The 11813-nt window shown below is 41.1% G+C and carries 7 protein-coding genes; 6 read left to right on the top strand and 1 reads right to left on the bottom strand.

Translation table 11 applies throughout. The features are described 5' to 3' along the window. Window positions 1-67 precede the first annotated feature (67 nt). From P2W82_RS12795 to P2W82_RS12770, 6 genes are all read left to right on the top strand, one after another. Complete coding sequence (locus P2W82_RS12795) at window positions 68-1474, top strand: bifunctional UDP-3-O-[3-hydroxymyristoyl] N-acetylglucosamine deacetylase/3-hydroxyacyl-ACP dehydratase (protein WP_336516286.1); 1407 nt, start codon at window positions 68-70, stop codon at window positions 1472-1474. 111 nt (window positions 1475-1585) lie between these two features. Continuing rightward, the gene (gene lpxA, locus P2W82_RS12790) at window positions 1586-2392 is read left to right on the top strand and encodes an acyl-ACP--UDP-N-acetylglucosamine O-acyltransferase (RefSeq protein ID WP_336516285.1); all 807 of its coding nucleotides are present in this window, start codon (window positions 1586-1588) and stop codon (window positions 2390-2392) included. Then, a complete protein-coding gene (locus P2W82_RS12785) occupies window positions 2373-2990 on the top strand; it encodes an ABC transporter ATP-binding protein (RefSeq protein ID WP_336516284.1) in 618 nt (205 codons plus the stop codon). Before lpxA ends, P2W82_RS12785 begins: the two co-directional genes overlap by 20 nt. Before the next feature lie 68 nt (window positions 2991-3058). Then, on the top strand, window positions 3059-4339 hold the full coding sequence (locus P2W82_RS12780; RefSeq protein ID WP_336516283.1) for a serine hydroxymethyltransferase: 1281 nt from the start codon (window positions 3059-3061) through the stop codon (window positions 4337-4339). Between the two features lie 42 nt (window positions 4340-4381). After that, window positions 4382-4807, top strand: a complete 426-nt coding sequence (locus P2W82_RS12775) for a DUF4293 domain-containing protein (RefSeq protein ID WP_336516282.1) — start codon at window positions 4382-4384, stop codon at window positions 4805-4807. 200 nt (window positions 4808-5007) lie between these two features. Then, window positions 5008-7959: a T9SS type A sorting domain-containing protein gene (locus P2W82_RS12770; RefSeq protein ID WP_336516281.1), complete on the top strand. Its 2952-nt coding sequence runs from the start codon at window positions 5008-5010 to the stop codon at window positions 7957-7959. A 738-nt stretch (window positions 7960-8697) separates the two neighbouring features. Here the strand turns inward: P2W82_RS12770 and P2W82_RS12765 are convergent. Next, a complete protein-coding gene (locus P2W82_RS12765) occupies window positions 8698-11586 on the bottom strand; it encodes a T9SS type A sorting domain-containing protein (RefSeq protein ID WP_336516280.1) in 2889 nt (962 codons plus the stop codon). Window positions 11587-11813 lie beyond the last annotated feature (227 nt).

Below are 11813 nucleotides of genomic sequence, written 5' to 3'. Positions count from 1 at the left end.
GAGCTTTTCATTCTAAAAAATCCTTGCAAGAAATATCGTCTATATTTGCGCCTTAATTTCTTAGGGCATGAGTGAAAAGTTCAATCCTGATATTCAGCATACGCTAAAATCCGCAATAAGTATTTCGGGAACTGGCCTCCATACTGGTGTCAATGTTGATATGAATCTTAAACCGGCAAACCCCGGTTTCGGTATTCAGTTTAAAAGAATAGATCTTCCGGGTCAACCACTGGTAAAGGCCGATTGTGACCTCGTTGTTGATACTTCAAGAGGCACCACCCTTGAAGATAATGGCGCGAGAATCAGCACTGTAGAGCATGTGCTGGCCGCATTGGTAGGGATGGGTATTGATAACTGTCTCATCGAAATCAACGGACCTGAAACCCCGATCATGGATGGCAGTTCTGAGCCTTTTGTGGAGATTATCCGCGAGGCTGGGGTTGCTGAACAGGAGGCGGCAAAGCACTGGTACACTATCGATACCAATATCACTTATTATAATGAAGAAAAGCGGGTAGAGCTGGTAGCTATGCCTGCCGTTGAGTATAAACTCACAACGCTGATTGATTTCAATAGTCCGGTACTCGGTACACAGCATGCAGGCTTAAAAACCATAAGGGATTTTGCAAATGAAATAGCTCCATGTCGCACATTTTGTTTCCTGCATGAACTGGAAATGTTGCTGGAACATAACCTTATTAAGGGGGGCGATATCAACAATGCAATTGTTGTGGTTGATAAGCCAGTTACCGAAGAAGAAAAAGTTAGGCTGGCCAAAGCATTCAAGAAGGACAAGATTGAAGTAATGAGTGAAGGTTATCTGAATAACCTGGAGCTTAGATTTCCCAATGAACCTGCCCGTCATAAACTGCTCGATGTAGTTGGTGATCTGGCTCTGATCGGATATCCGATCAAGGCACATATCATCGCCAATCGTCCTGGCCATTTTTCCAATGTGGAGTTTGCCAAAAAGATCAAAAATTACATCAAGAAAAACAAGCATGTAAAAGATGTTCCGGTGTATGATCCCGGACAGCAGCCAGTTTTTACTACCCAGCAGATTGAAAAAAGATTACCGCATCGATACCCATTTTTATTGGTTGATAAAGTAATTGAGCTGACCGATAAGACTATTGTGGGTATAAAAAATGTTACTTTTAATGAACCCTTTTTCCCGGGACATTTTCCCGGTAATCCGGTGATGCCTGGTGTGCTGCAGATCGAAGCGCTGGCGCAGACAGGTGGAATTCTGGCCATCAATACACTTCCCCCCGGAGATTACGATACATATTTTGTAAAAATTGATAATTGCAAGTTTAAGTTAAAAGTGGTGCCTGGTGATACGATGATCCTGAAAATGGAGCTCCTGGGCCCGATCAGGAGAGGACTTTGTGAGATGCACGGAACTGTTTATGTTGGTAACAAGATAGCCACTGAAGCTGTATTAATGGCTCAACTGGTAAAAAGAGGTTGACCTTAAACGGTGGAAAAGTCTATTTTTGCGCACGGTATTTAATAAGACAGAAAATATTAATAATTATACTGACTCATTTCAAGACCATCTTCATTGATATTAACTGAATCCATGATCCATCCGCATACTTATATCCATCCGAATGCCAAGCTGGCTACGAATGTGAAGGTTGACCCATTTACGGTAATCCATCAGAATGTAGAGATAGGCGAAGGCACCTGGATCGGGAGTAATGTGACCATTATGGAAGGTGCCAGGATTGGTCGGAATTGCAGGATTTTCCCAGGTGCAGTAATTTCTGCAGCCCCGCAGGATCTGAAATTTGAAGGTGAAGAAACAATTGTTCAGATTGGTGACAACAGTACCATCAGGGAATTTGTTACTATCCATCGCGGGACCCGTGATCGCTGGAAGACTGTTGTTGGGAATAATTGCCTGATCATGGCCTACAGCCATATCGCGCACGACTGCATAATCGGCAATAATTGTGTAATGAGCAACAACACCCAGATTGCAGGGCATGTAATGATGGGAGATTATGCTATCCTTGCAGGCATGTGTGCGGTACATCAGTTTGTTAAGATTGGTCAGCATGCTTTTGTATCGGGTGGTTCACTTGTTGGGAAAGATATCCCTCCTTATATAAAAGCAGGTCGTTCTCCATTAAGTTATGCCGGAGTGAACTCCATTGGCTTAAAACGTAAGGGTTTTACAGTCGAAAAGATCAATCATATCCTCGATATCTACCGGTACATCTACAATAAAGGCATGAACACCACACAGGCTGTTCAGTATATAGAAGAAGAATTTGCTGCAACAGACGAACGTGATGAGATCGTAACGTTTATCAGGGAAAGCGGACGAGGCATCATCAAACGCTATTCTAAAACCAGCTTTGATGAAGATCTCAACGACTGATGCCGGTAAACGCTTCAACCGGGATTGGATCTTCAGACACTTCAGCTATCATTTTCAGGAAAAAGGCAGATATGCCATCACCGGTCATAATGGATCGGGAAAATCAACCTTATTGCAGGTTATATCAGGCGCAATCCTTTTGAGTGAAGGCAAGTGCCGCTATGAAATAAATGGCAAAGCAATCGAGCCCGAAAATCAATTCAGGCATGTTTCCATTTGCGCACCATATCTTGAATTGATAGAAGAAATGAATGCGTACGAATTTCTGGATTTTCATTCGACATTTAAACCGCTGCAATCAGGTATATCCAAAAAAGATATTCTCTCCATTGTTGGATTAGGTAATACAGCAAAAAAGCAAATCCGGTTTTTCAGCAGTGGTATGAAGCAACGACTTAAACTGGCACAGGCTGTATTTTCTGAAAGCCCTGTACTATTATTGGACGAGCCTTGCACAAATCTTGATAAAAGTGGTATTGAATTGTATCTGAGCCTGATTCAAAACTATTGTGCTGGTAAAATCATCATTGTAAGCAGCAATGATGAGACCGAATATCAATTCTGCCAGGAAATAATTTCGATCCAGGATTATAAGTGACCTTTAATCTTTCTCCACTGCCTTTCTCTTTTCATTAGTTCCATTTACTTTTGTGCCAAATTTTAAACATGCAAAAGGATAGTCTAATATTTGATCTTATCGGAAAGGAATTGGAAAGACAGCGAAATGGCATTGAATTGATCGCGTCTGAAAATTTCACTTCTCAGCAGGTAATGGAAGCAATGGGTACCTGCCCGACAAACAAATATGCAGAGGGGTATCCTGGCAAAAGATATTATGGCGGATGCGAAGTGGTTGATGAGATTGAAACTATCGCCATTGATAGGTTAAAAAAGATTTTCAACGCTTCATGGGCAAACGTTCAGCCCCACAGCGGAGCACAGGCCAACACCGCGGTTTTTATGGCATGTTTGAAGCCGGGTGATAAAATTTTGGGACTTGATTTAAGCATGGGTGGGCATTTGACGCATGGCAGCCCGGCAAATTTCAGCGGTAAAAACTATCAGGCGCTTTTTTACGGGGTTAAAAGAGAAACCGGACTTGTGGATTATGAACAGCTTGAGCAGGTTGCAAGAACAGAGAAACCTAAAATTATAATATGTGGAGCTTCTGCTTACAGCAGGGATTGGGATTATCAAAGGATCCGGGCGGTAGCGGATGAGATCGGTGCATTGGTGATGGCTGATATCGCGCACCCCGCTGGTCTGATAGCAAAAGGGTATTTAAATGATCCTTTTGACCATTGCCATATCGTTACTTCTACAACACACAAAACGCTTCGTGGACCACGGGGTGGAATTATCATGTTGAGAAATGATTTTGATAATCCGTGGGGATTAAAAGATCCGAAAGGGAATATCCGTCCAATGAGTGCGTTGCTTGATCTGGCCGTTTTTCCAGGTATGCAGGGCGGACCACTAATGCATGTGATCGCCGCCAAAGCGGTTTCCTTTGCTGAGATACTTTCGGATAATTTCAGCTTGTATCAAAAACAGGTGCAGGTGAATGCACAGGCAATGGCAAAATCGTTTGTTTCCAGGGGATATGATCTAATCAGTGGCGGTACTGACAATCACCTCATGCTTATCGACCTCAGAAACAAAAATATTTCAGGCAAAAAAGCACAGGAGACGCTTGACAAAGCTCATATCACTTTAAATAAGAACTCTGTACCCTTCGATGATAAAAGTCCTTTTGTGACTTCTGGTATCAGGGTTGGTGTTCCGGCTGTTACGACAAGGGGAATGAAAGAAAATGATATGGAGACTGTTGTAAACCTGATTGACAGGGTTCTGACCAATACGGAAAATGAAAAAGAAATTGCTTCTGTAAAAGAGGAAGTTAGTATTTTAATGAAATCATTTCCCCTGTATCGGGGACTCAAGTAAAGAATTAAAAAAGGAAGTTTTTACCGAGCTAAACTGTTTAACATGATTCAGCGCATTCAGTCTGTATGGTTATTACTAGCCGCTATTGCAGGAATAATGACATACCGGTTACCGCTTTGGGAAGGAATTTTGCAGGACGGCACTAAAAAAGTGTTTCTTGGACCTGAAATGCTGCTTCTTTTCACGGTGATCGTTGCGACTTCAGTTCTGGCTTTGGTGACTATTTTCTTATTTAAAAATCGAAAACTGCAGAAAACCCTTTGTTTCCTCGGTATTGTACTTTCGATAGTTATCGTAATACTGGAATTCACACAAGTTGAAGGCTTTAAGTCGGATACGAACTTCAAAGAAAGCCGCTGGCTGTTTGGTGCAATCCTCCCGATCCTGATGATATTGCTTTTTATGCTTGCCTATGGAGGCATCAGGAAGGACCAGAAGCTGGTTAAAAGCCTGGAACGCCTGCGTTGACCAGAAAATTAATTTTGTGAGGAAGCCGAAATAAAATAGTTTTACTGTCCGGTTAAGCGGTACAGTTAATACCATCCAATATTACTCCGCATTTTCTGTACACTTGATTTACTTCCCGAAAACAAATCCATTAGTTCTAGCAGTCCAGGTTCCACAAATCTTATTTAAAAACCGTACTCAATCTTTTAAAAAGGTCATTTGTGGGAGCGTATTTTTTCTACAGAAAATTGTTGATAACGGTTGCATGTTTGCTGCCTGGCATTCTTGCATTCAGTCAAAAAGTGGGTGACTATCGCTCAGCGGCAGATGGTAACTGGAATGATCTCACCAGCTGGCAGATTTTTACGGACTCGGGATGGTTTACACCAACAATTGAAGATGGTGCCCCTGGTGTCAATTCTTCAAATATTCAGATCCGCGCAAACAATAAGATTACGATCACAACTGCTGCATTGGCTGATCAGATTCGTATAGAACCTAAAGCCATATTATTCGTTGCTGATACTGCTTCTCTTGAAATTGCGAATGGTGTGGGTACCGATCTGATAGTCGAAGGCACTTTTGATGCTGCCGGCACATTGATTACGAAAGGAACCATCAGTTTACAGGCTTATAGCCTGTACCGGCATAGAAATAAATCTACAATATCAACAACTGCATTATCCTGGCATCCCTTGGCCGCCATTGAAGTTGCAGCCGGAGGAGCTGTTGAATGGCAACTGAATCTATCTACGGTTACTCTTTGCAGATTGAGTGTTTTAGATAATACAAGTCTGAATTTTACAGCTGATAAAAATGCTGAATCAATAAGTTCAAAAGAAAGCGCAGATACAAGCTTTTTTATCAGCAGCGGATCATCTGTTAATATTTCAGGAATAAAGAAATTTACTATTGGCTCGAATTCCAATTTCATAATTAACGGTATTCTGAAAAGCTCAGGTGAATTTGACATATCAGAATTAAATGCAAAATTGATTTTGAATGGCAAGCTTGCTAACGCTGGATCTATAATCAATAGCAATGCATTGAATTTCGTTGTAAATGACAATGCGGTTTATGAGCATTTACAGGATGGTGGAAGTCTGCCGGTAGCGAAATGGTCTCCAAAATCCAACTGTATTTTCACCGGAATAAAAACAAAATTACCATCCGGCCTGAACCAGGTCCTGGGTAACGTCAGCTTCAATTCTGATTTTCCTGCAGATATTGTTTTGAACCAGACAATTGACTGCCAGGGAAATCTATTATTTGAAAATTCATCAAAAGGCGCACTGATCATTAATACCGATAGCACGCATCATAGCCTTCTTGTTGGTGGTAATTTTAATTTTACAGCAGGAACAATTGTAATGGTCAACTCAAAAGGTGCTGCTTCACTTCAGGTCACTAAAAATTTTATTCAGTCTGGGGGGAACCTCATGCTAAAAAAATCTTCCGGCGACGCGCAGGTGTTTACGATGGGTGATTTTATCAGGGAAAACGGTACACTATTTTTCAATTCGAACGACTCAGTTTCCGGAAAAGGAAAATCTGAAGTCGTGGTATTAAAAAGTTTTGTACAGAATGGGGGCACAACCAATTTCTCCCAAAATGATGGAATTGGAAATTTGTATGTAGATCGCAACTTCAGTTTCGCGGGTGGAGTAATTACTGAGACCGGAACCGGATACGGCAATATTTATTTCGCGGGTGATTCTGTTCAGATCTATGATGCAGTGGAGAAATTTCAGAATACCATCAACGTCTATGTTGACAGCCTTAGTTTTTTACAAATGGCCTCTGAAAATTCCAGGATTACAAGTAATGGAAAATTTGTATTAAGAAAAGGAGGAACCCTGGGAATAAGAAGCATTTCAGGGCTGATGCCTTCACCCTCATTAATGGGTCATATTTTTACCCCGGTAAGAAACTATACTTCCGGCGCCAATATTGTATTCAACGGAAGTTCACCTCAAGCAACAGGTACTGCATATGTTGAATTCATTCCCGGATCGATAACCATTGACAATCCGACAAAAGTCACGCAGTCATCTGATTTAAAAATTGCCGGGGATTTGAATATAGTCCAGGGTGAATTGTATTCTCGTAATAAAAATATTAATCTAGAAGGGAATTGGGTAAACAATGGATTTTACAATTTTGGTAATTATTCGACAGTAAGTTTTACTGGCTACGACGCTCAGTTGATTACAGGGAAAAGTTCCAATAGTTTTTATGGTCTGGTGATTAAGAATGCAAAAGATGTAAGTCTCGGTTCTGATATCAGCGTTGCTTCTCAACTTGAATTACTGGAAGGAAACTTAGTTGTCGGTTCTCATATTTTGTCAATGGGTGTAAGTGCAAAAATCTATGCCGATTCTTTCAGCTCTTCAAAAATGCTCGTGCTTAATGAAAATGGTGAAATAAGAAAATACGCCACAAACTTTCTTGACGCAAGCTATTTTTTCCCGATTGGAAATTACGAGCATAATAAAAAATATTATTCACCAATCAGCATTACATTTTCAAGAGGCGGAGTATTTAAAGGATACGCATCGGTGTCTGTAACAAATAAAAAACACCCTGCCAGTCCCGACAACCAAAACTACCTGGAGCGCTTTTGGACCGTTCAACAGAATGGATACAGCAAATTTACTGCGACTGTCTCGACAACATTTGATTCTTCCGATGTTTCAGGTTCACTTGAGGCATTAAGGATGGGTAAATTCAGTCATGATACACTTGCTACCGGATGGGTAAGCTTCCCCGATCCCGCAAAAGCAAACACTTTTACAACTACCCAGATTACATCTTTTTCTGATTTCACGGGTATTGGTTTAAAGAAGCCGGATCCGAAGGATAGTATTAAATCCAACGCCCGTTTTGCAGTTGCAGACAACAACGCATTTAACACCGAAACCGAACTCAGACTCTTCCCGAATCCCGTTTCAAAAGGGCCCTTACAATTATCTCTGTTGAATTTTAAGGACGGCCAGTATGAAGTGGTAATTACCAATACACAGGGTCAGAAAGTGGTTCAGCAAAAACATAACAGCCGCGGCAGTATAACTTACATGAGCCTTAACCTGAATAATAATCTACCATCAGGAGTTTATTACCTAACGGTTACGGGTACCGAAAAAACCTGGTTTACTTCGTTCATTAAACAATAGTTCCCTGACTTAACCCGGATCACTTCAATTCAAATAGGTTTTTGGTATTGAATTTTGCCTGCGTGCAGGCATTTACTTTTCCTGCCGTTTGAACTCTCATTTAACCTGATTTAATATCAAACGGATTATTCCTGAGCGACCAGAGAATTCCGGACCATTTAACTATCCGGAGCAGTACATTAATTCAAAGAATGGGTGCAAAAAATCTTTCCAACTGCCTGTTAGTCTGTCAACTGCTCATGGTTAAGCAAACAATTCATATCAAGCAATATTTAATTCCTGCTATTACAGAAGTCAAGAGACAAAACCTTCAAACATCCCGACACAATAGTATTGTAACCAATTCGAAGGAACGATTCTTTGACTAACATCTCATATATAGAGCTTGCTGTTTTGTTGTGCAAGACCTGGTGGATATTTAATTACAAAAGAATCTTGATGCCAGTGTCTGGGCGGATTAAATGACAAAGCGTGAATATCTATGCATTTGGTTGGCCTCAACATCAGAGTTGTACTTTGTATTCTTTATTCTACATTTCTGCAAATCACACTTCTTCAACGAACAACGATGAACGAAAAAATGAAAAACGCTAACTGCCCTCGCTTAAACAGCAAGCCTTATTTAAAATATGACCTGAATTTTATTCAGGCATGCCTCAGGTAAGTTGTACATAAAAAAATAGGCCGCATTAATGCAGCCTATTGATTAAGATTATTTCTACCAAGTTCTTCTAAATATTACTCCTTTGCAAAACTGCTCAGGTAGGTATCTTCTCCGTTGGTGATCCTCAATCGGTAAATTCCTTTCGAAAGTGTTGGATTCAATTGAATATTCACGATTGTATTCGGACCAACCTGGTTGATTTTGCTGTTGTGAATGATTTGTCCGTTGTTGTTACTGATCACAACATCATACTTGCCTGATTTGAAATTCTGAAGTGATATTGCAAGGTTGCTGTTCCTGATCGGGTTCGGATAAATCTTCATCTCCCTTGCAGAAGAACCATTCAATTTCACTTTAACAACAGGGCTGTAGGTAATTTCACCGGTTAGTTCGATGCCTTTGATCCGGTAGAAATTATCGCCACTTGCGGGATTCACATCAGTAAAGGTATAAGTCTCATCCAGGCCGCTGTTCGAAGCGTTCTGTGATCCGATTTTCGCAAAGTTGTTTGCGCTAACCAACTTTTCTACTTCATAATGTGAAGTTCCCGTTTCACCAAGGATCTTCCACTCAACAGCTATTGAATTATTGTTGACTGCCCAGCCCCGGATTGAACCAAAATGAATCGGCAATGCTTCAGAAACACTTAAGCCTGTGAAGTCACTGAATTGCGTAACTGTAGCTGTTAATAAATTTTGCGGATCAATCAATGAAGGATCGTAACGCACCCATGGTTCATTTCCTTCCCATTGCCCGAGACGAACTTCGGTTTCCGTTCCAACCACATCAGCAGGCACAAAGTTGAAACCAACCGTTGCAGTAAAACCAGAAAATCCGTTTTGATCTACTGTCCAGTACCTGTTTAGATAGTCAGTGTTGTTCCCATTATTCGGATGCTTCTGATTCACTACTGTTACACCAACCCAACCATTATAACTACCTCCGGAAAATAATATTCCGGCAGGTGAAAACTCAGGGGTACCATCAATATCTCCAATCGGGAAACCGTATGTTGCCTGAGCAGCATTGGTTGCGCTTTTTCTCAACTGGCCGCCACCGGTAGATACAATCATTTTTGTTTCGTCGAAAGTGCCCGTCAGTGTACCAATCGCCTGTGCAGTATTCCCCATCGTCAGGTTGAAAGTTCCCAGATCAAGGATAACATCAATGTTCAAAGTATTTGATACAAACTGGTCAATGCCAAGCAATACGCTGCCTGATGTTTTTGCCAGCTCAAGAATATAGAACGTTGATGATACATTTCCACCGAGGGTCTGTATCCCTGCTCCGTTCAAAATAACTTTTGCAGTACCTGGAGTAATAACATCGTTATTATAATATTCTCCTCCGAGGGTTAAATTATTATTATTCAGATTGAAATTTCCTGCATTGATTACCAGATCCGCACTCACTTCAGTTGGAGCTGAAAGTGTCACTGTATTTCCGGGATTATCAATTGTCAGGAAAGCAATTGTATTTTGCGTAAGACCAGTACCAGTCACCTGGTTTGCTGTTCCATTATAAATATAGTTGGCACCTGCTGCATAAGTTCTTGTTCCCGTTACCTGGATCTGGCCTGTTGCGCCTGTTGTTGAAATACCCTGCGGGTGTTTAACACCAATGGTCGAATTAATGAGGTTGGTGAACGTTCCAGCACCACTGATGGTAGAATTATCAGCAAACTGTAATACTGACCCTTCATTAACAGTATAATTGATAATTGCGCTTGCCGGTGTTGTTCCGCCTTTGTGATAATTCTGAATAAACCCTCCGAAGAAAATCTGCCCATTACTCGTACCAGCACCACTTTCTGTTAACGTACCTCCGTTGAGCATGAAATCACCATAAAGATTAAATACTGTAGAGCTGTTTATAACACTATTCAGATTCAATGTTCCTGCGGTTTGTATGTAGTTGGTGAAAACCGACAAAGTGGAAGTGGAACCATTTCCATTTACTGCACGAAGGTTAAATACTCCACCATTGATCTCAAGGTTACCGAAGACATTGATATTGGCGGCACCTGAAAAACGTTTAGCGTCAAATGTACCACCATTGACTATCAGATTTCCTCCTACATCCAGTGAGCCATCTGAAGCATTCTGTACCAATGCAAAGATTCCGGAATTCATCACAAAATTGCCACCCACTATCATAGCGCTGGGTGCGGTATGATTCGTAAGACCCATGATGTAGGGTCCGCTGTTATTGACGGTGAAATTACTTTGTGCGAAAATATCAGAGTTTAAGAATACTGGTCTTGTCAATGTATTATGAAAAGCAAGATTTCCAAACACCTGGTTGAAACCGGTTGGAAGATCAGCGATCGTTCCAATCAGATCTACAAGAGAATTCGCATCCCAAGTTGCGGCAGGTATGAAACCTCCAGTAATATGATGTTCATAAATTCCGCCATCGCCAAAGATCAGTTCCGTCTCAACAGTTGTACTTATGCGGCCTTTAAGGAGTGACATTTTTCCGGTAACTGTCGTAACTGCATTTGATGCACCATACCCTCCGCCTGCTCCTGCAGTTCCGAGATTAAGTGTTCCGGCAATGATCGCTGTGCTCGCTGTTCCGATATACCTGATCATAAAGAATTCAGTCGTGGTTCCCTGTAGTGTAAGGGTACTGCCCGATTGAATATTAAGTGCCAATCCGGTGTTCTGTAGACTGATGGTTCTGTTTGTTGTCAGTGCATTCAGAACGACTGTAGAATTGTTTGAGATCGTGAGACTTTTAAAAACAGGTAATGCAACGTTGACAACGATGTTTGCATTGATTGGAATTACGACGTTTGATTTAGCAACTGGCACAACATTCAAAGACCAGTTCGCAGGGTTATTCCAATTATTATCTGCAGACCCATCCCAAAGATTGGTTTGGGCTATAGCAATTTGTAGTGACATTAATGCAACAAAAGTTAATGTCAGGTTTTTGTACGCAGGAAGTTTTGGAAACATGTAGGTAGAGTTTATTTCAGAATATTGAGTTTTACAAATAAAAAATTAGTCGGTATCACTACCGGCTCTCTCATTGGTCGTTGAAACACATTGATGGGTTAACAGTGTATGTTCAAATTGACGTTATTATAAAATCAATTCTTAATACAAGCCGGTAACTTTCTCGGGTTGGTGTACGAATAGTTTTAATTGAATGGCACCGCGAATCGGTGTAGTGTAATCAGGGA

Source organism: Pollutibacter soli (assembly GCA_029269725.1).
Classification (GTDB): domain Bacteria; phylum Bacteroidota; class Bacteroidia; order Chitinophagales; family Chitinophagaceae; genus Pollutibacter; species Pollutibacter soli.
Note: the sequence above shows the minus strand (reverse complement) of the source record. Positions and strands in the feature narration are given on the sequence as shown.